Genomic DNA, 22,568 nt, shown 5'->3' with positions numbered 1-22,568 from the left:
CGGTGGTCAGCGGTTGTAGCTGTCGTGGCCGGCCCAGTCGCCCTTGTCGTCGCCCTTGTCGTCGCCCTTGTGGTCACTGTGGTCGTCGTCATCGCTGCTGATGTTCTGGCAGACGTTGCCGAACGCCGGGTTCAGGAGACCGACGACGTTGACGGTGTTGCCGCATACGTTGATCGGCACGTGGATGGGGACCTGAATGAGGTTGCCGGACAGAACACCCGGGGAGCCGATGGCTGCACCGTGGGCATCGGCGTCAGCGGCGGCAATGCCGGCACCGGTGGCCATGATGGCGCCGGCGACGGCGGTGATGGCGGCTGCCTTGGCAATACGGGACATCGAAAGTCTCCTTGGGAGGTTGAGTGCGCCGTGAGGTCACGGCGTTTCTTCACCAACGGGCGTGCTTGGCCGCAGGTCACGGGTGTTCCGCCGAACGAGTGCCTGCATTGCGCGCCGCAGTCCCGGGACGCTGGCGGGGGAGGGGCCGTCCGGGTGAATGCGGGTGGTCGGAGGTGGTGCCGCCCGTGTCATGGACCGCGAGCCGCTCGTTCATGGTGTGCGACATCGAGATCCGGTCGGGTCTGGCGGTTTTGCCCTTTCCTGCCAGGCCCGACCAGATCATTCGCAGTCCTGCGCGCACCGACTTGTGCGTCGGCTGGAATCCGCCAGGGATCGGCGCCCGGGCATGTTCAGGACTACGCTCGCACGGTGTATGCGGCTGACAGCAACGTAGTTGGCGTTCTCGCGAGCGCAGTTTCCTAAGCGAGCGGGTACCCCTGCAGGAGTCGGGCATGGCAGCGCCGGGTGTGGTAGTAACTCGCCCCGCGGTGACTCTCCAAATGGGCCCTGCAGAGCCGCTGGCTGTGCCTTCACTTCGCGGGGCCTTTCGCGATGCTGACAGGCGTTTCGAGCTCTTTGCGAAAGCGTTGTTCGCAGTTGGCGCTCTTGCGGCAAGTCCGTGTCGATCCGATCCGTGACCGTGAGGGCAACCGCGGCCGGGATCGTGACGTGGTGGTTCCGTGAAGCCAAATTCAGGCGATCCGGATCTCCCTGGTCCTGGGCCAAACCCGTTTGTCGTTCACGCTTCCTTGTCTTCGACGCGGTGTTCCGCAGTGACGCGAGGCACGGGGAGTGTCCACCGGATGGCGTATCCCTTGATCATGGATGCGTCAAGTGGGTGAGGTGTCGATCGAGCACGGGCCGTGGTGGAGGCGGCAGGTGCGGCTCCATCGGACGGGTGAGTGGTCGCGATGGTGGCCGCCCGGCCTGGAGCGAGGGCCGGCAGCCGACCGGCGCGGTTGAGCTACTGCAGCGGCTGATCTAGCGGGTTCGGGAGTCCGCTCTTGAGGGCGAGATGACCGATCTCCTGGGCTATGAGAGGCACCGCCCACAGTTACGACGGCGCCAGGTCCAAGTCTGTGGTGACCTGCGTCGGACCGGTGGCGATGAAGCCAGAATTCCGCGCCCTGGCCGCTGCCGCCTGCCCAGCTGCCAAGGATGTCGCGGTGGTCTTCGCGGTCGCTGGACGGGTCCCGTGTGCGGGGGCGGCAACGGACGGCGCGCGAGGTAGGCCTGATGAGCGATGACCAGCCTGAGGAGCACGTTCCCCGGCGCTGTCTCGGCTTCCGGAACGGTGCCGTAGGCGGGGAAAACCTGTTCCAGGCAGACTATGTGGAGGATTCGACGGATGTGGGCGGGGACGGCGATTAGGACGATGGAGGCGTGGGCGGCCAACGCATAGTGGCGGGCGGCGATCAGGACGGTGATGCCCGTGGAATCGCAGAACGTGAGACCGCTCAGATCGAGGAGGAGTTGTTGACCGGCATCAATGGCGAGTCCAGGGAGAAGATCGCGGACGTGAGAGGCGGTGTGGTGGTCCAGCTCTCCGGCCATTTCGATGACGGGGTCGCAGGGAAGGGTGCGGGTGGTCACGCTCAACTGGGTCACTGTCACTACTGCTCTTCACGGTCGGGCCGCGCCCGCTGGGGGCCAGGACGGCGCGGTGTCGGGCTGCGAAATGAACGAAAGCGCCGGGTGAGAAGCAGGACGATGGCGGCGGCGATGGTAATGAGTTGCGCGACGACGGTGAGCTTCTTGTCGTCCGACCAGATGGGTTCGTACATGTCGGGCACTGGGCCAAGCGCCCCGACGTCGACATAGCGGTAGAGCAAAAGCGCGGCGAGACCGCCTGCGGCGACGAGCAAGGCCAAGAGGTCGGACAGCAGACGGTGCCACAGGAGGACGAGCACGGCAGCCACGGCGGCCAGGCCCGCTTCGACCCGGAACAAGGTGCCCTGGCTGACGGTCGCGCTGACCGCGTCGTACTGATCGGCGAGGTGTACGTGGACGTAGGCGTCGACAGCCAGGCCCGCCGCGGCAGCGATCCGGCACGCGCCGCGCAGGGCACGGCGGGCACCGCCGGGCGTGGAATCAATCGTCATGGCCGGCTCTCCTTCCTCGGATCCTTCGGTCCGGGCGTGCTGGCGGGCATCAGCGAACGGTGAGCTTGCCCTTCATGTACTGGTGGATGTTGCAGATGTAGTCGTAGGTCCCAGCGGCCGCGGGGGCTTTGAAAATCGCGCTCTTGCCGCCGGCGATGGTGCCGGTGTCGAAGGCCTGGGACCCGGTGGCCGTGGCGGTGTGTGGGGTCTTGTCCTCGTTCCTGACGGTGACGACCGTGCCCGGAGCGACGGTCAGCGAGGCTGGGCCGAACATGAAGTCCTTGATGACGATCTGTGCGGCCGCACTTGCGGGTGGGGGAGTGGAAACGGGTGCGCTGGTGCTTGGTGATCCGCCGCTGGAGCCGGAGCAGGCGGTGAGTGCCAGCAGTCCGCAAGCGGCGCCGGCGACGGTGATGCGAGCCTGACGGAGGTGCGGAGCGCGGTCATGCGCAGGCCCGGCCTTTCGGGAGAAGCGAAGGGGTGTGGGGGGAGGAGAAGGGCCAGTGATCTCGTCCGGGCCAAATGGGCGTCGGACGAGACCGCTGCGCCAGGGCGGGTGCCTCGGTCTTGGTATGAGGTGCTTGGAGGTTTACCCCTGGGGGACGCGCCGTTACACCGTCAGCAAGGAGGGGCTGGCGGCCTTGTCGACGGGCAGGAAGTCGTCGGGCACGGGGTACTGGCCCAGGACGAAGTTCAAGATCGCCGCGTGCATGGCCTCGACGGGGGCGATGGTGGCGGCTGTGCTGATCCCGGCAGGGCTGGTGACGTTGTACGTCGCGAACAGGTAGGTCTGTGCGGCCTGGTCCTCCAGCTGGAGGGCGAGTTTGGCGACGGCTCCGACATGGGTGGCCTTGCCGAGGGCGGCGGTGACCTCGGCCTGGTTGGACAACGGCACGTCGGTGATGGCGGGCTTGCCGGCACCGGTCAGCACCGCGTTCCACGCCTTGGCATGGTCGGCGTGCTGGGCCATCGCCGTAGTCACGAAGGTCGCCACCGCCAGCGGAACCGTACCGAGCTTGCCGGCCTTCGCTGCCGCCAAGGCCGCCTGGTACGCGCCCACCGCCTGGTTCTCCAATGCCGTAGCCAAGGCGACGACCTTCAGATCACCGGTGTACTGGCCGCTGCCCGATGCCGCCCCAGAGGTCGACGGCGAGGCCGAGGAACCTGCGTTCTTGTCGCTGCTGGAACAGGCGGCAAGGGTGAGGGCTGCCGCGACTCCGCCTGCTCCCAGCAGGAAGCGTCGGCGCCCCAGGTCGGGGCGCTGCTCGGGCTGGGAGCGGATCTCCTGCGCCAGGTCCACCGCGCTGGCCCGCATCGCCGGCAGCGTCTCGCGATGGGCCTCTTCCATGTCCCGGGTCAGCCGCGCGAGTTGCGCTTCGCTGATCTGCAGTTCCCAGCCGTCGTGTGCAGTGCTCACTTCACGGCTCCTTCGGAGATCGGCGAGGCGTTCTTGGTCGGGTAGAAGGTGTCGGGGAACCCGACGCTGCCGGCGGCGGCGGGCAGTTTGGCTGCGTCCGTGGGGATGGCGATGAGGTCGGGAAGGTTCCCGGCCAGCAGCGCCTGGACGGCCAGCAGTGTCGCACGGTGCTGGGCCTCGACCGGGGCGACCGAGGCGAAGAGCTTGCGTAGTTGTGCGTCGCTGACCTGGCCGACGTTCTTGGTGTAGGTCTGGGCGGCGACGTCCTCCAGCGTGATCGCCAGCGCGACCACGTCGGCCGGAGTTTTGATGGTGGGCAGGGCTTCCTTGACCACGGCCGCGTACTTGGGGTCCGGGCCGGTCTGGGCCTTGCCGCCCGCCTGGGTGGCGGCGGCGTTGAACGCCTTGGCGTGGGCCTGGTGCTGGGTGGTGGTCTTGGCGATGAACGCCGCGACCGTCTTGTTGCCGTCCTTGATGAACGGCAGCCCCGCAGCGGTCTGGTAGACGCTGATTGCCAGATTCTCCAGTGACGCCGCCGTTTGCAGCGCCATGATGTCGTCGCCCGTGGTGGCCGCGGCGCGTGCGGAGCTCAGCAGTGCTGCCGCTCCGGCTGCGCCGGCGACCGCTCCGCCGCGTTGCCACCAGCGCCGGGACCGGGGTGCGGTGGCCTCGGTGAAGTCGTCCAGTGCGCTGCTGGTGATCCGCAGTGCGTCGCTGTTCAGGTCCTGCGACTGCTCGGTGAGTATTTCCAGCAGCCGGGTGTCGATGCGCTCTACGCCCATCACGCCCCATCTCTCCTCGCACCCGCTCCATCGCGGGGGCTCCCACGTGACCTTCGGCCCCACAGCGTGAACGGATTGCTCTCCACACCGGCAGGAGGCCACATTCACCCGCAGGGGTGACATGCCACGTCCCTCGTGGGGTCGCCCACAGCACTCCGTGCTGAGGAAGGGAATCTGTCGCCGGTGGGAAGGAGCGTCGTGGTCAGGGCTTGGTGAGGCTGATGTAGAGCTGGGTCCAAGCGGTGTCTTGTGTCGTAGCGGGCTTGCCGTCGCAGAAGCGAACGGCTCCCATGGCTGTGTAGTACTTCATCATTCCCAGCACGGCGAGGGGCTTGGCATTCCTTCCCGCGGTGTAGTCCGGGCTGGGCAGGAGACTTTGGTGGGCCCGGCAGGCGGGCTTCTTGCCGTCGGAGGCGGTGTCGAGCGCACCGGTGCGCTCCTCGGATGAACCGCATCCGGTGAGTGCTAGAGCGCCCAGCACGAGCAGGGCGGCCCAGTGGGTCCTGGTGGGCAATGGCATGCGGATCTCCTGCCTTCGGGGGATTTGCGGGTGGGGCCGTAAGCGCCGATGGCCTCATAGCGGCATGGCGCGCAGTGCGGTGCCGACTCCGACGGCCAGGATGAGCAGGGCGGTACCCAGGGGCGTGATCCGGGCTCCCCACGTGGCCAGCCGGCTGGCGCGTTCGCCGTTGAGGGCCGGGATACGGTCGCGCAGTTTGAGGAGGAGCAGGCCGGCGGCGGCGAGGGTGGCGGCCATGCCGATGCCGTAGCAGACGACGAGGACGACGCCGAAGGCGGTGCGACCCAGGGCGATGGACCCGAGGAGCACCACCAGTGCGGAGGGGCTGGGAACCAGGCCGCCGGCGATCCCGATGCCGATCAGGCCGCCCTTGTTGTGACGCGCGTCGTCACCGTGATGGTGATGCCCGAACAACCCGTGGCTGTGATCATGTCCGCCATGACGGTGATCGACGTGTGCATGATCATGCCGGACATGAGGGGAGTGCCCGTCGTCGGAAGGTTGCTGGGAATCCGGGTGTTCGTGCTGCGCGGTCAGGCTGTGGGGTTTGGTGGCATCCGCAGCGGTGGTTGTCTCGAGGTTTGTGGGGTGGCCAGCATGCACGGCGACCAGGTGGTCTGCTGCGACGTGTTCGCCGCCCGGGTCGGACGGGTCATCCTGGCTGTGCGCTCGGGTGTGGGCGTGATGTCCGCGATCGTGCGTGTGGTCGTGATGCGCGTGGTCTCGTTGACGGTGAGCACGCAGGTTTCGCAGGGCTGCCGGAAGGAGCCAGATGCCCGCTGCGGTGATCAACAAGCCGCTGATGGTGCCGAGCCAGGCCAGGGCTTGTTCTCCGACGAGCGCGGAGGACACGCTCAGGGCTGTTCCCAAGGCCAGCACGGAGCCGGTGTGGGTGAAGGTGACGGTTGTGGCGACGGTGACGGCGTCGCGCGGGCGGCCCTGACGTCCCGCCAGGTAGGCGGCCATGATGGTCTTCCCGTGGCCGGGCAGAGCGGCGTGTCCGGCTCCCAGTACGAGTGCGAGGAGCACAGCCAGCAGACCGATGGGGAGGGTGAGTCGGTCCTGCTCGGTGAGGGAGCCCAGATGCGCGTCGAGGGCTGCGTACCAACTTCCCAGCATGCCGGTGCCTGACAGTCTCGCTGGATCCGCACCGGGGCCGGAGCCCAGGGTGACGTGGGCGTGTCGTACATCGGGCGGATTGGACAGCAGATCGGCAGGGTACTTCCGTAGCTCGTTGGACGCGGAGTGCGCCGGCACGTCGGACGAGCCAATCCGTACCCCGTCGCCTTTGACGGTGATCTCGTGCCAGCCGATGCGGGCCGGGTCCACCCCGGTGGCCAGCTCCACGACACCCGACGCTTCCAGTTTCGCTGGGGCGGTCAGGTGGCATTCCAGACGCCCGGTGTCCAGCCCCGCCTGCCCGCGAACGAGTCGGTAGGTGTGCGACAGAACGTGAAAACGCAGCGCGGCCCGCGGCGCCGAACCGGCGCTGTGCGGTGCCGCTGACGCGCTGATGCCCTGGGCGACCGTGGTACAGGCGGTGGTGGCGTGGGTGGCGGCTTCTGCGGGGCTGAGCCGGCCGTTGTGGTCGGTGTCCAGGGCGGGCATCCCCTGGAGGGTGGGGATCTCGGCGGTGTCCACCACGGCCAAGTCATCCACCCGGTCCGGGTGGATGCTCAAGCCGTCGTAGCGGTTGACCGTGAAGTTTCCCAACGGGTGCGCGGACACGCTGGGAGTGGCCAAGGCCAGCAGTACCGGGACTCCGATGAGGAGAAGTGCGGCTCGTCGTGCGTACTCGGCAGGGAAGCTCATTGCTGTCCTTCGAGGCGGGCCAGGCGCGCTCGTGCGTCGGGTGCGTGCAGGGGAGAAAAGACGGGGTTGGCGGCTAGCGCACCGGCAAGGTCGGTGCGCGCCGGTTGATCATCGCCGAGGCTCTGTTCGATGACGCCGCGGTGGTATCGCACGGTGGCGTCGCGCCAGCCGAGCCGGTTGGCCTCACGTGCCAGGGGGAGTGCCTGGGCGTCCTGGCCGGCGCGGTGCAGAGCCCAGCTCAGCGCGTCAGCTACCAAGACACTACGGCGGCGGCCCCATTCGGCAGTGAGCAAGGTGACGGCGAGTCGCGGATTGCCGTGGTCGGCCTGGTACTGGCCGAGGTTCAGGTCGTCGACGACGCCGTTGATGGCGAAGAGCTTTTGCTCCGCCTCCAGGACGAGGTACTGGGCGCGCGCTTCCGTGGGACGGCCGAGGGATTCGAGCAGTTCGCCAAGTTCCAGAACGTACTGGGGCTGGGGCACCCGGGAGATGGCGGTGCGGTAGTCCGTGACCGCCCGATCGCTCTGCCCCAGAGCCGCCTCGGCACGGGCGGCTCCGGCGAGCGCGGCGGTGAAGGACGGATCCAGGGCCAAGGCCTTCCGGTAGCGCTGCAAGGCCGGTGTGGTGGCCCCCGTGTTGAAGGCCAGCTCCCCCAGGTAGTGCTGACAGAACGCCTCGTCCGCTGGATTCGAGGCGTCCTCGAGTCCCCGTCTCAGTGCCTGGGCCGCCTCCTCGGTGCGGCCCTGCAACTCCAAAATGTACGCGGCACGGGTGAACGACGCGGTGGATGGGTGCAGATCCAGCATCCGTTGAACGGCCGCCTCAGCACCCTGGTCGTCTCCCAGTTGCGTCAGCGCGTCGGCGAGAGCTCCATAGGCGGCCCAGGCATAAGGGTTGCCTGTCACCGCCTGATCGGCCCAGGTGCGGGCCTGAGAGTGCGGTACGTGATCTTCTGTCCTGCTTATGATCACTCGATGGGGTGACGGTGAAGCATTATTGCCGGTCAGGCGTTCGGGATTCGCTTGGGTGACGGGATGAGCGATCGCAAGTCGTACTCGAGTGATGTCTCCGACGAGCAGTGGGCCCTGGTCGAGCCCGTGGTCACGGCGTGGAAGGCCGCGCATCCGTCGGTCAGTGGCCACCAGGGCAGATACGCGATGCGGGAGATCGTCAACGCGATCCTGTACCAGAACCGCAGCGGCTGCCAGTGGGACCTGCTGCCCCACGACCTGCCGCCCGCCGGTGCGGTGAAGTACTACTTCTACAAGTGGCGCGACGATGGCACCGATCAGACCATTCATGATCTGCTGCGATGGCAACTGCGGGAGAAGAAGCGGCGATTAGCCGACCCGAGCCTCATCGTCATGGACACGCAGAGCATCCGCGTGGCCGTCGGCGTCCCGGCCGCCACGACCGGCAAGGACGCGGCGAAACGGGTGCCGGGGCGGAAGAGATGCCTGGCCGTGGACGTATTGGGACTCGTCGTCGAGGCTGTCGCCCTGCCGGCGTCCGCACACGACAACGCCGCCGGAATCGCGCTGCTGGACGGCGTGGCCGCCCAGATGGGCACCGTGAGGAAGGCCTTGGTCGACCAGGGGTTCAAGAAGGCCGTCGTCGACCACGGCGAGCAGTACGGCATCGACGTCGAGATCGTTGAACGCAACCCGGCCGACAAGAGCTTCATTCCGCAGGCCAAGCGGTGGGTCGTGGAGCAGACGAACGGGATCCTGATGTTCTACCGGCGCCTGGTCCGCGACTACGAGCACCGGCTCGCCACCTCGCGCTCTCGCGTCTTCTGGGCGATGACCTCTGTCATGGCCCGCCGGCTCACCGGCGCCACCCTGCCCTCCTGGAGGACCGCGTGAGCGACAACCCGCAGATCAGAAACGTCCTTGCCTACGTCGAGGCCCGCGAGAACGAACTCGACAAGCAGGCCGGGCAGCTCCGCGCGTCCATCGAGGACCTCACCGCCCGCCTCGGCGAACTCGACGCGGAGACCGAGAACCTGCGCATCACCCGCAAGACGCTCCTGAACATCCCGGCACCGGAGCCCGCCGACGATCCGCCACGGCCCGAGGCGCCGGACCACCCCGCTTACCAGCAGATTCTCGCTGTCTTCACCGACACCGGCCATCCGATGCGTGCTCGAGACCTGTGCGAGGCACTCGACCTGCCGATCCTCCCGAAGAACACCGAAGGCATCCGGTCCAAACTGAAACGCCTGGTCACACGGGGCATTCTCACCGAACCCGAACCCGGCCTGTTCGCTCAGCCCCGCACCTGAGTACCAGTCCGCCCCGCCGACCAGGACTCCTCACCCAACCCCAAGCATCAACCGGACATCAGGTCACGTACCGCACTCTGAATGAACTGGTGGCGCGCGTTGGCAAGGCCGGCCATGCCGGTCTGCGCCACGGTGTTGGTATCCGGCCGCAGCTCCAGGGAGCGCCGCAGAGCGGTCTCGGCCTTGGGATACAGGGTTGGATCCACCGCGAGACGCGCCTGTTCGACATACGCCGAACCCAACTGTGCCCAGGCCGCGGCATCGGCCGGCTGCCGGCGGAGCCTGACCTGGAGTCGGCCGATCACGTTGCCAATGGACGTCGGTGTGTGCGCCGCATCGGCCGCCGGCGCGGAAGCCCATGAAGGCAGAGGGGCTGGGGAGGTGTGCTCCAACGCCGCGAATCCAGTCAGGCCAGCACACAGTGCGGCGGCGGTGGCGATCAGGGCGAGGCGGCGCATGACGTCATCCCTCGGAAGATATGGGTGGACCGACGAGCGTGGCGTCCTCAGCGGGACGGGTGAACAGGGGCCGGTGCGGGCAGGTGGCGTCGGCCCGCACCGGCCTGCCGTTGCTCTAGCCCGCCTGGTTCACCGAACCGGTGTAGGGCAGCGCGACGTACGGGAACGCCCTGCCGAACGCGGAACCGGGCCCGTTGACGCCGTCACCTGCGGCCAGCGCCTTGATCAGGTGGCCGGGGGTGGCACCTTCCATGACCTGGATGGCGATGTCGACGACGTCGTCACCCATGCGGCGGCCGTTGGGGAAGCCCTGGAAGTCACCACCCAGCACGCCGAGTCGGTTCGGTTTGGCCATCACCGGGGTCGACATGTTCAGCCGCAGTTCCTCCGCGGGAACGAACCGCTTCTTGTCGACGTCAAGATTCATCAGCTGCGAGTTCAGGTCCACCGCCAGCGGTCCGTTCGCCGCCTTCGCGATGCCCGTCAGGAAGATCTCCTGAAGGTCCTTGCGCGGAGTCGCCGGGGCCGCGATGCCGTAGATGGACTGGATGAGCCGGGGCAGCTCGGGGTAAAGGACCTTGGCGACGACCTTGGGCTGGTTGTGGTCCTCCGACGGCGGCAGCGCGTTGAACGCATCCTTGAGCCCGGCCGGCACGACGACCTCGTTCACCAGCGGGTTGCCCAGCCGCGACACCTGCACGTACTTGCCGGTCGGGGTCTGCTTGCCGGGACTGAGCTGCATGGTGCGCCGCTCGGTGGAACTCCACACACCGATGACCGGGTTGCGCTTGGCGTTGCCCTTGTAAGCGAGCTTGGACTTGGGCACCTGAATGGACAACGTGTTGACGTTGTACCCGTTCAGGGTGTTGTGGCCCGTCTCGGAGAGATTCCCCCCGTAGAGCAGGTCGAAGACCCGCAGGTCCAGGAAGAACGGGTCCGCGGCCTGCGTGGCGACGGTCTGTCCGCCACCGGGCAGCTTTCGCGTGGCCTGGTTGCGGAGTCTGCCGTAGTTCGGCATGGAGGCCTTGCCGACGTTGGAGGGCGTGGCGATGCCGTCCGCGATGAGCGTGACCGGATTCCTGCCCGCCCGGATCTCCTGGAGGGTGTAGTGCTGGCGGAACAGCAGCGTCTGGTCGTTGAGGTTGTTCACGACGCCGTTGTTGTACAGGAACGTCTTTTCGCCTCGACGGTCCTCGTTGCGGAACGTCCATCGGTAGGTCAGGTCCGGCTTGCCGGTGCCCTGGCTGTCGATGTTGATGTCGTAGTGCGCGTCGGCGGCGAACGGATAGAAGTTCGGCCCGCCGTTCGGCTCCTGGAACGGAATCCAGTTCGCCGTCAGCGTCACCGTGTCGGACTTGTCCGGACTGGTGAACGCGTACAGGTCGGTGTTGTCGACCTGCGGATCAGCCGCGATCAGCGGGGCTTCCCGGTGGCTCGACGCCTGGCCGACGCCGCTGCCGGGCCCTGCCAACGCGGCACCGGCGACTGCCGAACCGAGCGCCAGCAGCATTGCCGCCGACTTCCACCGGCTGATGCCAACCGGTGAAGTGTTTGCGATCATGAAGATCCTTTTCTCTCAAGGATGGGGGACCGGCGTGGAGGACTGGGCCTCCGGTCGCTCTTAGCAACCAAGCGACAGTGCGGATTGGTCCCGTATGAAACTCCACTTCATGGGGTGACTTTTCCAGCCACCTCGCCGGTGACTTCAATGGAACTATTTTCTACCGGGCCCGAGGGATGCCTGGTCCCGCCGGCAGGCACGGAGGTTGGGGGCCGAATTCTGCCGCTATCCCGGACTGCGCACGGGGTCGCGTGCCACCTTTCCCCGCTCGAGGCCGCCGGAGTGAGACAAGTGAACCGGTAGATTAGTGCGGCCATTCGGGGCGCACGTCGTCCGTTCGCACACGCGGGCGCGACGACGAGTCTCGAACTATTCGCTTCAGGAGATGGTCCGTTCCTGCCTGTATTTGGTTTGCAGGAAGCGAGGCAGGTGCTTTAACAGTGAACTGGCCACGTCTGATCGGACCGACGAGAAGCACCCCGATGGCACCAATCTCTACCTTCTTCAATTCTCTGGCAGCAACCGCCGCGCGGTAAGAACCACGCAAGTTGATGACCCGACACGGGCGGATACGCCCGGGAGCACGCCACGTTCATCCGGGCGCTGCCAGTGATCGGCCGGTTCACCCTGGAGGCCCATTGCTAGTACTGCGTGGTGAGTGCGAAGGTGTTCGGTAGCGCCATGGGTGTGACCGCGTACGCCTCGGGTGTGAGGCGTAGTTTCGCCGTCGAACACGTTGCAGCCATCTACTGGAGGACACGCAAGCGCATAAGTGGGGATCGACGATTCCAGTCAGGGGCTTCTGCGTTCCGGGACCCTGACAACATCGTTGATCTGTTCTTCCCCAAGCCCTGACGGCACAGGCCCAGCGCTAGCCTCGATCTTTCGTGACGGTCCGTCGGTTTCTCGGCGGGCCGTTTCGGTGTTGTGGGCTGGTCGTGGGTAGGCCGGTGGCCCGGCTGTCGCGTCGGGTGGGCGCCGGGTTCCACGGCTCCGGTGGGGTAGTGAGGCTGTTGGGACGGATAACTCTGCTGGTCAGCCGGGGTTCGGGAGAGCGTCGAGCCGCTGGACCGCGCCTGTGATCACGTCGCTCCAGGGCCAGTGACCGCCGAACCGGAGGTGTCGGCGGCGGGCAGTGGTGACGATCTGGGCGGCAGCGGAGAACAGCCGGAGCCGGAGCCGGCGGGGTTCCCAGAGCCGGGGTTTGCCGGTCAGGGCGAGCATCGGCAGCCAGGCCAGCAGGTCGAGCGCGAGCTGGACGATCTCCAGCCAGATCTGGTTCTGCGCGGTGTCATGCAGGGGAAGGTTGCGCAGGCCGGTGGCGCGGGCGGCCCGGATGCGGTCCTCGGCACGTGCTCGCTGGCGGTGTCGCAGTTCGAGTGTGGCGATCGGGACGCCGGTGGTGTTGGCGGCGAACGCGGTGAGCCGTAGTCCGTCGGCGTCGGTGATGCGCAACTGGGCGCCAGGGTGGGGCCGTTCCTTGCGGACGATCAGCCGCATCCCCTGGGGCCAGCCCGCCAGTACGTCGCCGGCGAGTTCAGCCACCCAGGCACCGTCGCGGATCTCGCCGTCCGGTTCGACGGCGGGTGTCCAGGCCGAGGCGGGGACCTTCAGCACGGCCTGGTGGATGGCGCCGGTGATGGTCATCCCGACCGAGTAGGACAGCCACCGGCCCTGTTTTGTGAGCCAGGCGACGAACTCGTGGGTGCCGCCGGCGGAGTCGGTTCGGACCAGCGTCTGACGTCCCCGCCGGTACTTCTTTGGCAGCTGGGCCAGAGCGAGTTGGGTGGCCTCGATGTGGTCGGCGGCGGTGTTGCTGCCCGCGTTGCCGGGCCGCAGCATGGCAGCCACCGGCTCCCCGGTGCCATCGCGTCCGTGGTCGACGAAGCCCATCAGCGGGTGGTGTCCGTAGGTCTTCTTCCAGGTCGCGGCAGCGTCTTGCTTGTCTGAGTGAGCCAGCACCAGCACTCCGTCCAGGTCCACGATCACCTGTCCGGTGGTGTCCGGCGACGAGGTCCCGGCCAGCTTCCAGACGTGTTCGCGGACCGTGGCCCGTGCTGACCGGATCGCTGTCAGAGCCTTCGGGCCGGCAGCGGCGAGGCTGTCGATGAGGCGGGAGACAGTCGGGTCGGAGGCCACCGGGCCGAACACGGCCGGCTCGGCCCGCAGCATCCCGACATCAGCCAGGCAGTCCCCGCCAAGCGCGACCGCGAGGGCCACGTCCAGCAGGATCTTGCCTGGATCGTGCACCGCCCGAAGCTTTCGCCATGGTGCGAGCGCCGTCGATATCGACGTGTCCAGCCCGATCTTGCGGATGGTCTCGACCAGCAGAACGCCACCGGCCTGGGAGACCACTGCCCGGCCACCGCCCTCGACGCGGACACGCGGGTAGGACCCGATACGCTTCTTCACCTGAGGAGTGCTTCTTTCCACGCGACGACCTGGACCCTAGACAAGTCCCATCGTTCCTGGTCAGGAGCACTCTTCGCGTTTCCGATCACACCTCGGACACCCACCCACATGAAAGCCCGAGGCTAGGATTACGCCAGCATGGTGCGGCCCACCATCCGTCTAGGGGCGGTCGCGTGCGTGAGGTTGCCTCTGGGATGACTCTGCTGGTCTATTCACGGTGTGGCCCGCGTGATCTTCCGATGGCTGGGAGAGTGGGGTGGACGCTGATTCGCGGGGAACCGATGGGGTGGTCCGTGATGTCGTTGTGGCCCAGGTCCGGTTATGAGATTCCCGAGATGACGGCGCGGGTCGCCCGGGCCGCGTTCCCCCAGGGCTCGTTGGCCATCCGAATTCGTGATGCGCTGGGCGAGGTCTTCGCCGACGAGCAGTTCAGCGATCTGTTCGCGGCCCGGGGACATCCCTCCACGTCGCCGGCACGGCTGGTCATGGTGCTGCTCCTGCAGTTCGCGGAGGGGCTGACGGACCGCCAGGCCGCAGAGGCCGTCCGCGGACGTGTGGACTGGAAGTTCTTGCTCGGCCTGCCGCTGGAGGACCCGGGCTTCGACGCCTCGGTCCTCAGCGAGTTCCGCACCCGACTGACCGGCCAAGGCCAGGCCGACCGTCTGTTGACCGTGATGCTCGAGCACCTGCGCGAGCACCGGCTGCTGGAGCGCGGCGGACGGCAACGCACCGATGCCACCCATGTGCACGGCGCGATCCGGATGCTCAACCGCCTGGAACTGGCGATGGAGACGATGCGGGCCGCCCTGGAGACTTGGCGGTCGCCACCCCGGTCTGGCTGGTCGAACACGCACCGGCCGCTTGGTGGGACCGCTATGCCCGACGCGCGGACGATTTCCGGCTGCCCCAGTCCGATACCGCACGACGTGCCCTGGCCGCCACGGTCGGCGCCGACGGCTACCGGCTCCTGGACGCAGTCCATCATCCCGCCACCCCGGCCTGGCTGCGGGAACTTCCCACGCTGCGGGTCCTGCGCCAGCTCTGGGTCCAGCAGTACTACCGCGACGCCGGTGGCCACCGCTGGCGGGACAAGGTCGATCTGCCGCCCGGTGCGGTCGCGATCGGCAGCCCGTACGACACCGACGCCCGCTACGGCATCAAGCGCGGCATGGGCTGGCGCGGTTACAAAGGTCACTTCACCGAGGTCTGCGAGCCGGACCGGCCGCACATGATCGTGCATGTCGCCACCACCGCGGCCACCGTGAGCGACGTAGAGACCGTCACCGCCCGACACAACGACCTCGCCGCCGCCGATCTGCTGCCCGACCAGGAGCTGGTGGACGCCGCCTACGTCAGCGTCGACCACATCCTGGATGCCGACGCAGACCACGGCATCGACCTGGTCGGACCGCTGCCGCCGGACTTCTCCTGGCAGACCCGCACCCCGGACGCCTTCGACCTGGCCCGGTTCACCGTCGACTTCGACCAGCGCCACGTCACCTGCCCGACCGGCGCCGTCAGCCGCAACTGGCGCGAGTCGATCAGCGCCGACGGCCTGCCGACCGTCCAGGTCACCTTCCGCCAGCCGGACTGCACACCCTGCCCGCAGCGCGCCCGCTGCACCCGCTCGACGGTCAACGCCCGCTCCTTGACATTCCGTCCCCGCCAGCAGTTCGAGGCCCAGCAACGACTCCGCGCCGAGCAGGCCACCGACGCCTGGCGCGAGCAGTACGCCCTGCGTGCGGGCATCGAGGGCACGATGGCCCAGGCATCCAGACGCTGCGACGTCCACCACGCCCGCTACAAAGGACTCGCCAAGACCCACCTGCAACACGTACTCACCGCGATGGCTCTCAACCTCGTCCGCATCGACGCCTGGCTCACCGGCACCCCGCTCGGCGGTAGCTGGACCTCCCGCCTCAGCACACTCCGCCTCTCACTCACGCCACCGTGAATAGACCAGCAGAGTCTGGGATGCGTACACAGGGGTCATGCCGCGAGTGAGAGTTGGGCGGGTGCATGGTGACTGGCGCGCTGGGCGCCCGCTGGGTGGTGGCAGCGGACGATCACGGTCTGCCCTGGGTGCGCCAACTCCCGGCTTCCACCGGGCCGGTGCCTGCCGACATGGAGATCAGGCCGAGGACTTCGTCAATGTGATCAGAGCCTTGTGGGCGAGGGGTGCCTGCAAGGGGCTGAAGTGGGGATTGATGGCGAGGGCTGCGGTGAGGTCGGTCCGGGCGGCGGCCGGGTTGCCGAGGGATCGCTGGATCATCGCGCGGTGGTAGTGGAACAGTGCGCTGCGGGTGCCTTGGGCGAGGGCTTGGTCGGATTCGGTGAGGGCTTCGCTGTCCTGGCCGTTGGCGTGGAGGGCCCAGGCCAGGGCGTCATGGCTGTCGATGAAGGGGCGGCTGTTCAGGCCTTGCCGGGCGATGGTCACGGCTCGGGCGCGGTTGCCGTGGTCGGCCTCGAAGAGTGCGGCGTCGGAGTCGAGGGTGACGCCGTTGTTGGCGAAGAGCCGTTGTTCGGCGCGGAAGACCTCGTACTGCTGGTCGGCTTCCCGGGTGCGGCCGAGGGACTGGTACAACTCCCCCAGTTGGAGAACGTGCTCGGGCTGCGGGACGCGCTGGACCGCCCGGGTCAGATCGGCGATCGCCGCGGTACCGCGGCCCAGCGCCGCTTCGGCTCTGGCTTTTGCCTGGAGCAGCGAGGTGGAGGCGGGAGCGGCCCGCAGACCCGCCTCGGCCTCGCGGAGCCCGGTGGTCGGGTCGCCGTTGTTGAACGCGAGTTCGCTCAGGTAGTAGTGGGCGAACTCCTGGTCTGCCGGTCCGGCGGCGTCGTTGAGGGCTCGCTGCATGTCGGTGCGGGCGGTGGCGGTGTCGCCACGCAGTTCCGCCACGTAGGAGGCGCGGGACAGCGAAGGCGCCCCGGGTCGCAGGTCGACCATGCGTTGGACGGCGTCGGCGGCCTCGGTGTAGCGACCGAGTTGGGTGTAGGCGTCGGCGAGTGTGCCGTACAGCGAGGAGTTGTACGGGTTCACGGCGATGGCTCGTCGGGCCCAGTCCAGTGCTTGGTTGAAGTGGTGGCGTCCGGCTTCGAGGGCGGCCATGCCGCCCATCGCGGTGAAGTTGTCCGTCTTTTCGAGAGTGAGCGAGCGCTGAAAAGCCGCTTCGGCCTTGGGGTAGTACGTGGGGTCGGCGGTGGTCTTCGCTTGCTGGACGTAGTCGAGCCCCAGAGTGGCAAGGGCGGTCGCGTCATCGGGCTTGTGCCGTAGGTGGGCCTGGAGTCCGGTGATCTGGGCGGTGAGCGGATCGGCGGCCGTGCGGCCGGCGTCGGCGGATGAGCTTGCGTTGTGGCCGGTGGAGGAGGCGGGCCAGGGTGCCAGGCCGAGGCCTCCGGCGAGGAAGAGCCCGACACCCAGGACGATGGCGACGGCGGCCGGCAGGAGCCGCTGGTGCGCGGGGCGCCGGAAGGTGGGGGGCTGGGGGTCGTGCTCGCTCACGGCGCACTCCGGTTCACTGCTGCGGGTGGGGAGGGGCAGGAATCGTTGGGTGAACCGGCCCGGTGGTGGTCTGGGTGGCGTAGACGACGAGGTTGTCGCGGTAGCTGCCCTGCTGGCTGTCGTAGTCACCGCCGCAGGTGATCAGCCGTAGGGCCGGGGGGCCGCTGGTCGCGTAGACCTGGCCGTCGGGGATGGCGTCCTTGGGATACTCGCGCAGCGCCAGGACGGTGAAGCTGACCTGGGAGTGGTCGGCGCGTTCGACGGTTATTCGGTCGCCCGGCCGAAGAGAGGACAGGTTGTAGAACGCGGCAGGTCCGGTGGCGGAGTCGACGTGGCCGACGATGACCGCGGCGCCGGGGTCGCCGGGGAGCGGTCCGTCGCTCCACCAGCCCACCTGGTCGGGGTCGTCTGGTACGGCCAGGTGGCCGTCCTGCTGGACCCGCAGACTGGTCAGGGAGTGGTGGACACCGATGCCCGGGATGCTGATCCCCACTGGGCGGGCTGCTGGGGTGGCCGGTGCGGGCACGGTCGCGGTCTGCGGTATCGGCAGGGTGCCGACGTTGACGGGCGCGGGATGGCGTAGGGAACGGGCCAGCAGAGCGGTGCTGCCGCCTGCGGCCAGGGCCATGCCGGTGGCGACGGCGGCCGCGGCCAGCAGCCAGCGGGTGCGGGCCCGCCCGCCCCGGGTGCGGGGGCGGGCGGCCCGCAAGGGTGGGAGTGCTCACGCCCGGTCGGTGCGTAAACGGCGCAATGCCAGGCCGCCGGCGCAGGCCAGCAGCGTGCCGCCGGCCGCGGCTGCCACCGGCATGATCGGGAGGTCCTGGAAGGCGGTGCCGCCGAAACCCGCACCGATCCCGCCGTCGGGCTGCAGGGAGTCGGCCTGGTTGACCGCTGCGGTGTTGGGCAGTGCGACGTAGGGGAAGGTCGCACCGGGCTGGCGGTAGGGGGTGTCCACGGCGTCACCAGCGGCGAGGGCCGGCACGATCTTGCCGGTTTGCGCGGCGCCTTCGAGGGCCTGCAGTTCGATGTCGACGACGTCGTCATTGAGGCGTCGGCCGTTGGGGAAGCCGCCCAGGTCACCGCCGAGGACGCCGAGGCGGTTCGGGTTGGCGGTCACCGGTACGGACATGTTCAGGCGCAGTTCCTCGGCCGGGGTGAACTTGTTCTTGTCGACGTCGGTGTTGAGGAGTTGCGAGTTGAGGTCCGCCTTGATCGGCCCGCAGGTTTTGCACACGCCGGTGAGGAAGATCTCGGCGAGGTCCTTGCGCGGGGTGGCGGGCGCGGGGATACCGTAGATGCTCTGGACGAGCTTGGGCACGATCGGGTCGAGGACCTTGTCCACGACCGGCTGCACGGTGTGGTCCTGGGACGGGTTCAGCGTGTTGAAGGCGTCCTTGTACTTCAGCGGGACGACTACCTCGTTGACGAGCGGATTGCCCAGTCGGGAGACCTGGTGCCAGCCGCCCTCGCCGCCCTTGTCGGGCTTCGGCATACCGTCCTCGACCGCTGCTCCTGAGCCCTTGTCGTCGCTCGAACTGTTGCCGTTCTTGCCCTCTCCGCCCTTGGAGGAGGGTGCGGTGACCGCGGCGCCCTGACGGTCGGTGGTGGACCACACGCCGATCACCGGGTTGCGGGTCGCGTCACCGTGCAGTGCCAGGTCCTTCTTGGGGACCTTGATGGCGATGGTGTTGACGTTGTAGCCGGCCAGGGTGTTGTGGCCGGACTCCTTCAGATCCCCTCCGTAGAGGAGGTCGAAGACCCGCAGGTCGAGGAAGAACGGGTCGGACGCCTGCCCGGCGTAGGTCTGGCCGCCGTCCGGCAGCGCGACGGTGGCCTGCTTGCGCAGCGAGGCGTAGTCGGGCATCGAGGCCTTGCCGACGTTCGACGGTGCCGCGGGGGCGTCCTTGAGGAGCGTTTTGGTGGCCCCGTGGGCGTCGGTTTCGGTCAGATCGTAGGTCTGACGGAAGTTCAGCGTCGGGTCGTCCAGGTTCTTCACCACGCCGGTGTTGTACAGGAACTGGTTCGCGTCGTCGCGGATGTGGTCGCTGAACTTCCAGGTGTAGGTGGTGTCCGCGTTGCCGTCGCCGTCGCTGTCGATCTTGATGTTGTAGCGGGCGTCGTTGGCGAAGGGGTAGAAGTTCGGGCCCCCGTTGGGTTCCTCGAACGGGATCCAGTTCGCCACCATCGTCACGGTGTCCGGGTCGTCCGGGCTGGTGAAGGCGTAGACGTCGGTGTTGTCGGCCTTCGGGTCACCCGCGATCAGCGGTGCCTCCCGGTGGCTGGAGGCGGAGCTGACGCCTGGTGTGAGGCCGGCGAGGGCGGCGGCGCTCACCAGGGTGAGGGTGCCGAGAGTGGCCAGTGCGCGTTCGGCGGTGCGGGCGGGCTTTCGGCGTGAGGGGGGAGAGGACTGCATGGGCCATCCGTTTCCGGTGGGGCCGCACCGGCCCCACGGGTCGGGGTCAGCACGGCGGAGAGCGGCGGACACTCCAGGCCGCAACGAAAAACGCGGCAACCGCACCGATCATCGGCGGCAGCCGTCCACGGATTCCGAAATGCGGCTTAAGCTACATATAAAGCACCACGGGTCGCGAGCTCCCGCAATCTGCCGGAGCCGAATGGGGCCGCCCGGGCCCCACCGCCGGCTTGGGAACGGCCCTCCCCCTTTCCGGTTGCTGCCGGACGGGCCGTCGGCCCAGGCCCCCCATCAGATTGCATCCTGCACCCGTGACCGCTGCCCGCCGCAGGGGCGAGCCGGTTCTCCGTGCCGCCTGAGAGGGCCTTCTACCGGGGCGCGGCTGCGGCCCCGCTGCTGCGCGCCGTTCCCGCGCGACGGGACCTCACGCAACCTTGCCGCTCCCGAAGGGCCTTCCCATGGCATCGCACCGCCCCATGCGGGGCACCGGTAGCCACCGGAGCCCAGGTCCATCCGCTCGGCAACTTCTCCGTCAACGAGAATCGGCATCAGCGCCGCCCGCTTGCCACCTCGGGACGAGGTGGACGCCACGATCTGGCAGTTCCCGGCGAGTTCACCCGGGCTACCGCGGGTTCGAGCACGTCGGTGCTGATCGGAGCTGACCCGCGGGAAGGGCGCTGACCCGGCTCAGAGCGTCTTGGGCCTGCGGCCGGGCCGCGAGGAACGCGGCAACCACAGGGTCGGTGCTCTCCAGAAGCGCCAGATGCCTGACCGCATGAGAAGCCACATGATCGACCGTCAGGTCGGGCGGCGCCGGATGGCCCGTCCTGTTGCTGCGGGCGATGGTGTGCGGATCCGCCAGAGGACGCGCGGGACGATCAGGGTCGGGATCGGGGTGGACGACGTAGGTCAGCACGATGGCCCCCTCGTCATCGGCACGCCAACTGGTGGAGTGCACGAGGTGGTGGTCGCCGTCATCGGGAAGGCCGGCCAGTCGGCGGGCCGCGCGATCAGGAGCCGAGGACCGGCCGAGCGCGGTCAGCAAACGGCGGTACGCGAAGCCGGTGACCGCGTCGTACCGCAGTAGCAGCGCTTCGACCAGGACTGGGGGCGTCGACGCGGCGCCGGGCGTCCGGCTCATCATCGGTGCCCGTCTGCGGAGGGCGGCAAGCAGGCAACCATGCGTCGACTCCAGGACCGTGGGGGAGCCGCCGGGATGCTGAAGCGGCCCGCCGCCGATTCTATTGCCACTACGTCGCAGTTGCATGTTTTAGGCATCAGGTCATGGGAGGGTCCTCCGCAGGCCCGGTGGGCTCGTCCGCCCCGATCGCCGCGGTGTGGTCACCCGGCAGGAGCTGCCACCGACTGCTTCGGGCATCGTCGCGAATCCGTACACCGCCTGCGGCAAGGGACGTACGCAGACGGTCGGCAAGGTCGTAGGCCCCCTGGGCCCGCAGGGCCCCGCGCAGGTCGAGCAGCGGGTCAAGGACCCTGCCCAAGGTGCGCTCCGGCTCCGCCATGCCCTGCTGAGCGGGGGCGACGAGCTGGCGGATCATTCCGCGCAGGATCGTCCGCGCCCACTCCTGCCCGCCTTCGTCCTCCTCCGTGTCGCCGGACCACGAGCTGATCTCCGCCTCCAGTTGCAGAATTGCCGCCACCATCCCGCCGGCGTCACGAGCCGCCCGCGCCGACTCGAAGAGCGTGTCCGCGGCGGTGACGGCTTCCTGGAGGGTGACTGGCCCGCCGACAGACGATGGCGCATCAGGCTGGACTGACTCGGTCGCCTCCCAGAGTCCGGGCGAGTGGGTCGCCGCAGTACCGGCCACGAGGCGCCTCAATCGGTCCAGCGGCACAACGGTGCCCGAAGGGATCACCGTGACGGCCCCGCGGCGCCGGACCGTCATCACTCCACGGCCCCATACCCGCGCACTGCCGGCGCCGAGATCGATGACGACGGCGGTGTGCTCATCAATGCCGAGGACGGCGCTTTCCCCTGGCAGGTGCTTTTCCAGAGCGACCAGCCTCGTCTCGCCGAGGTAGCAGAAGCGGGTGTCGTGTGTACCGCCCTCGGCGTTGTCGTAGTGCGGTATCACCGCCACCGGAAGGCCGAGACTCTCCAGCAGGTCCAAGCCGTCCAGCCACACCGGCGGGTGCCCGGCTTTGTAGACTTCGTACACGGGCAGTGCGACCAGCCCCACCGTGCACGCGGCCGCAGAAGCCATCACCGTCACCCCACGGCCCCGCCGCACTCGGTCGGCCAGGGCCTGTCCAAGTCCCTGCTCCTGCCACCGCCGCAGCGCGTATGAGGGACTGCCGGGGCCGCAGAACACCCAGGCGGCTCGGTGTAGTTGATCGTGCAGGGTGTCGGAGTCGACCTCCGCCGGGACATCGGCGTCCGTATCAGCCATCACCGTGGTCACGAGCCCCACGCTGCGCCGGAAGTACTCCCGGGCCCGCGACGAGATGTCCTCACGGTTCACCTGGAACCCGTACGGGGTCTCCAAGATCACTGCCTCGGCGCCCGGCTCCAGATGCGCCACCAACTCCCGGTGCAACGTCACCATCGTGGGACTGGTTTCCCCCGAACCCATCAGAACAAGAAGCCCCTGCCCGGCATCCATCCTTGATCCCCAACCCTCGCAGTCGAGATCTCCGGAAAGCCGTATCCGTACCCCACGAATCTTCCAGTGATCCTGGGACACCGGTTGGCCGGATATACGGCCGAAAGACACCGCATCGCAAGCGCGCGGCCTGCCTCGTTCGCTGCTGCTGTCGGTTGGTCCTCTTGGCGACCCGCGGTTCTGGCTGAGTAATGTGCGCTCCGCTCGCACCTGGCGGACAACCAGCAGATCTGCGGCACGCTGCTGCACCTGGACTTCGGGGCCCACCTGACGTCGGACGACAATGCAGTGGGTCCATCGCGCTGGCTCCGGGCGCCGGGCCGCGTTTCCCGGAGCAACGTCCGAACGCCC

The 22,568-nt window shown here is 68.2% G+C and carries 20 protein-coding genes and 1 pseudogene; 4 read left to right on the top strand and 17 right to left on the bottom strand.

Annotated features, from left to right (window positions below; all coding sequences use genetic code 11):
* Positions 1-6: 6 nt before the first annotated feature.
* The 9 genes from C8250_RS00540 to C8250_RS00500 form a co-directional block, all read right to left on the bottom strand.
* Entirely contained in the window at positions 7-336 is a 330-nt protein-coding gene (locus C8250_RS00540) for a chaplin (protein ID WP_138358324.1), read from the bottom strand.
* A 1,032-nt stretch (positions 337-1,368) separates the two neighbouring features.
* A complete protein-coding gene (locus tag C8250_RS44655) occupies positions 1,369-1,929 on the bottom strand; it encodes an STAS domain-containing protein (RefSeq protein WP_346268715.1) in 561 nt (186 codons plus the stop codon).
* 20 nt (positions 1,930-1,949) lie between these two features.
* A complete protein-coding gene (locus C8250_RS00530; RefSeq protein ID WP_187144665.1) occupies positions 1,950-2,438 on the bottom strand; it encodes a hypothetical protein in 489 nt (162 codons plus the stop codon).
* Between the two features lie 49 nt (positions 2,439-2,487).
* On the bottom strand, positions 2,488-2,823 hold the full coding sequence (locus tag C8250_RS00525) for a cupredoxin domain-containing protein (protein WP_269289597.1): 336 nt from the start codon (positions 2,821-2,823) through the stop codon (positions 2,488-2,490).
* A gap of 225 nt (positions 2,824-3,048) precedes the next feature.
* Positions 3,049-3,855: a ferritin-like domain-containing protein gene (locus tag C8250_RS00520; RefSeq protein WP_244808920.1), complete on the bottom strand. Its 807-nt coding sequence runs from the start codon at positions 3,853-3,855 to the stop codon at positions 3,049-3,051.
* The gene (locus C8250_RS00515) at positions 3,852-4,637 is read right to left on the bottom strand and encodes a ferritin-like domain-containing protein (RefSeq protein WP_138358328.1); all 786 of its coding nucleotides are present in this window, start codon (positions 4,635-4,637) and stop codon (positions 3,852-3,854) included. Before C8250_RS00515 ends, C8250_RS00520 begins: the two co-directional genes overlap by 4 nt.
* 202 nt (positions 4,638-4,839) lie before the next feature.
* Positions 4,840-5,157, bottom strand: a complete 318-nt coding sequence (locus tag C8250_RS00510; RefSeq protein ID WP_138358330.1) for a hypothetical protein — start codon at positions 5,155-5,157, stop codon at positions 4,840-4,842.
* Positions 5,158-5,211: 54 nt separating this feature from the next.
* Positions 5,212-6,969, bottom strand: coding sequence for a nickel transporter (locus C8250_RS00505; protein ID WP_244808919.1), 1,758 nt, complete (start codon positions 6,967-6,969; stop codon positions 5,212-5,214).
* On the bottom strand, positions 6,966-8,093 hold the full coding sequence (locus tag C8250_RS00500) for a tetratricopeptide repeat protein (protein WP_187144664.1): 1,128 nt from the start codon (positions 8,091-8,093) through the stop codon (positions 6,966-6,968). Before C8250_RS00500 ends, C8250_RS00505 begins: the two co-directional genes overlap by 4 nt.
* Between C8250_RS00500 and C8250_RS00495 the strand changes: the two genes are divergently transcribed.
* Both C8250_RS00495 and C8250_RS00490 read left to right on the top strand, forming a co-directional pair.
* Positions 8,004-8,834 carry an IS5 family transposase gene (locus tag C8250_RS00495; protein WP_138359657.1) on the top strand — a complete coding sequence of 277 codons (831 nt, stop codon included), beginning with the start codon at positions 8,004-8,006 and terminating at the stop codon, positions 8,832-8,834. The two genes, C8250_RS00500 and C8250_RS00495, sit on opposite strands and share 90 nt — an antisense overlap.
* Positions 8,831-9,253 carry a hypothetical protein gene (locus C8250_RS00490; RefSeq protein WP_138359659.1) on the top strand — a complete coding sequence of 141 codons (423 nt, stop codon included), beginning with the start codon at positions 8,831-8,833 and terminating at the stop codon, positions 9,251-9,253. The genes C8250_RS00495 and C8250_RS00490 overlap by 4 nt, the downstream gene beginning before the upstream one ends.
* A 47-nt stretch (positions 9,254-9,300) precedes the next feature.
* Here C8250_RS00490 and C8250_RS00485 read toward each other — a convergent pair whose 3' ends face one another.
* From C8250_RS00485 to C8250_RS00475, 3 genes are all read right to left on the bottom strand, one after another.
* Positions 9,301-9,711, bottom strand: coding sequence for a hypothetical protein (locus C8250_RS00485; protein WP_138359181.1), 411 nt, complete (start codon positions 9,709-9,711; stop codon positions 9,301-9,303).
* A 115-nt stretch (positions 9,712-9,826) separates the two neighbouring features.
* The gene (locus tag C8250_RS00480; RefSeq protein ID WP_138359179.1) at positions 9,827-11,272 is read right to left on the bottom strand and encodes a DUF4331 domain-containing protein; all 1,446 of its coding nucleotides are present in this window, start codon (positions 11,270-11,272) and stop codon (positions 9,827-9,829) included.
* A 1,035-nt stretch (positions 11,273-12,307) separates the two neighbouring features.
* Positions 12,308-13,684, bottom strand: a complete 1,377-nt coding sequence (locus C8250_RS00475; RefSeq protein ID WP_138359177.1) for an IS1380 family transposase — start codon at positions 13,682-13,684, stop codon at positions 12,308-12,310.
* 194 nt (positions 13,685-13,878) lie between these two features.
* On the opposite strand from C8250_RS00475, the pseudogene C8250_RS44650 reads away from it, so the two are divergent.
* Together C8250_RS44650 and C8250_RS42885 are read left to right on the top strand one after the other, a co-directional pair.
* A pseudogene (locus tag C8250_RS44650) lies at positions 13,879-14,292 on the top strand (transposase); the annotation flags it as partial.
* A gap of 206 nt (positions 14,293-14,498) precedes the next feature.
* Positions 14,499-15,638, top strand: coding sequence for a transposase (locus tag C8250_RS42885; RefSeq protein ID WP_244808917.1), 1,140 nt, complete (start codon positions 14,499-14,501; stop codon positions 15,636-15,638).
* A gap of 177 nt (positions 15,639-15,815) precedes the next feature.
* Here C8250_RS42885 and C8250_RS00465 read toward each other — a convergent pair whose 3' ends face one another.
* The 5 genes from C8250_RS00465 to C8250_RS00445 form a co-directional block, all read right to left on the bottom strand.
* On the bottom strand, positions 15,816-17,183 hold the full coding sequence (locus tag C8250_RS00465) for a tetratricopeptide repeat protein (protein WP_244808916.1): 1,368 nt from the start codon (positions 17,181-17,183) through the stop codon (positions 15,816-15,818).
* A gap of 13 nt (positions 17,184-17,196) precedes the next feature.
* Entirely contained in the window at positions 17,197-17,892 is a 696-nt protein-coding gene (locus C8250_RS00460) for a class F sortase (RefSeq protein ID WP_244808915.1), read from the bottom strand.
* 12 nt (positions 17,893-17,904) lie between these two features.
* A complete protein-coding gene (locus C8250_RS00455; RefSeq protein WP_187144663.1) occupies positions 17,905-19,596 on the bottom strand; it encodes a DUF4331 domain-containing protein in 1,692 nt (563 codons plus the stop codon).
* Positions 19,597-20,218: 622 nt separating this feature from the next.
* The gene (locus C8250_RS00450; protein ID WP_138358090.1) at positions 20,219-20,863 is read right to left on the bottom strand and encodes a hypothetical protein; all 645 of its coding nucleotides are present in this window, start codon (positions 20,861-20,863) and stop codon (positions 20,219-20,221) included.
* Positions 20,864-20,873: 10 nt separating this feature from the next.
* Complete coding sequence (locus C8250_RS00445; protein ID WP_187144662.1) at positions 20,874-22,484, bottom strand: hypothetical protein; 1,611 nt, start codon at positions 22,482-22,484, stop codon at positions 20,874-20,876.
* Positions 22,485-22,568: the final 84 nt, after the last annotated feature.

Origin of the sequence: Streptomyces sp. So13.3 (genome assembly GCF_005860785.2) — a bacterium.
GTDB lineage: Bacteria > Actinomycetota > Actinomycetes > Streptomycetales > Streptomycetaceae > Actinacidiphila > Actinacidiphila fildesensis.
This window is presented reverse-complemented; position numbering and strand designations above follow the sequence as displayed.

Coding starts and splice junctions, on each gene's coding strand:
- C8250_RS00540 (WP_138358324.1), bottom strand. CDS start 336: ATGTCCCGTATTGCCAAGGCAGCCGCCATCACCGCCGTCGCCGGCGCC.
- C8250_RS00530 (WP_187144665.1), bottom strand. CDS start 2,438: ATGACGATTGATTCCACGCCCGGCGGTGCCCGCCGTGCCCTGCGCGGC.
- C8250_RS00515 (WP_138358328.1), bottom strand. CDS start 4,637: ATGGGCGTAGAGCGCATCGACACCCGGCTGCTGGAAATACTCACCGAG.
- C8250_RS00510 (WP_138358330.1), bottom strand. CDS start 5,157: ATGCCATTGCCCACCAGGACCCACTGGGCCGCCCTGCTCGTGCTGGGC.
- C8250_RS00505 (WP_244808919.1), bottom strand. CDS start 6,969: ATGAGCTTCCCTGCCGAGTACGCACGACGAGCCGCACTTCTCCTCATC.
- C8250_RS00495 (WP_138359657.1), top strand. CDS start 8,004: ATGAGCGATCGCAAGTCGTACTCGAGTGATGTCTCCGACGAGCAGTGG.
- C8250_RS00500 (WP_187144664.1), bottom strand. CDS start 8,093: ATGCGCGGCCTTCCACGCCGTGACCACGGGCTCGACCAGGGCCCACTG.
- C8250_RS00485 (WP_138359181.1), bottom strand. CDS start 9,711: ATGCGCCGCCTCGCCCTGATCGCCACCGCCGCCGCACTGTGTGCTGGC.
- C8250_RS00480 (WP_138359179.1), bottom strand. CDS start 11,272: ATGATCGCAAACACTTCACCGGTTGGCATCAGCCGGTGGAAGTCGGCG.
- C8250_RS00455 (WP_187144663.1), bottom strand. CDS start 19,596: ATGCAGTCCTCTCCCCCCTCACGCCGAAAGCCCGCCCGCACCGCCGAA.
- C8250_RS00450 (WP_138358090.1), bottom strand. CDS start 20,863: ATGCAACTGCGACGTAGTGGCAATAGAATCGGCGGCGGGCCGCTTCAG.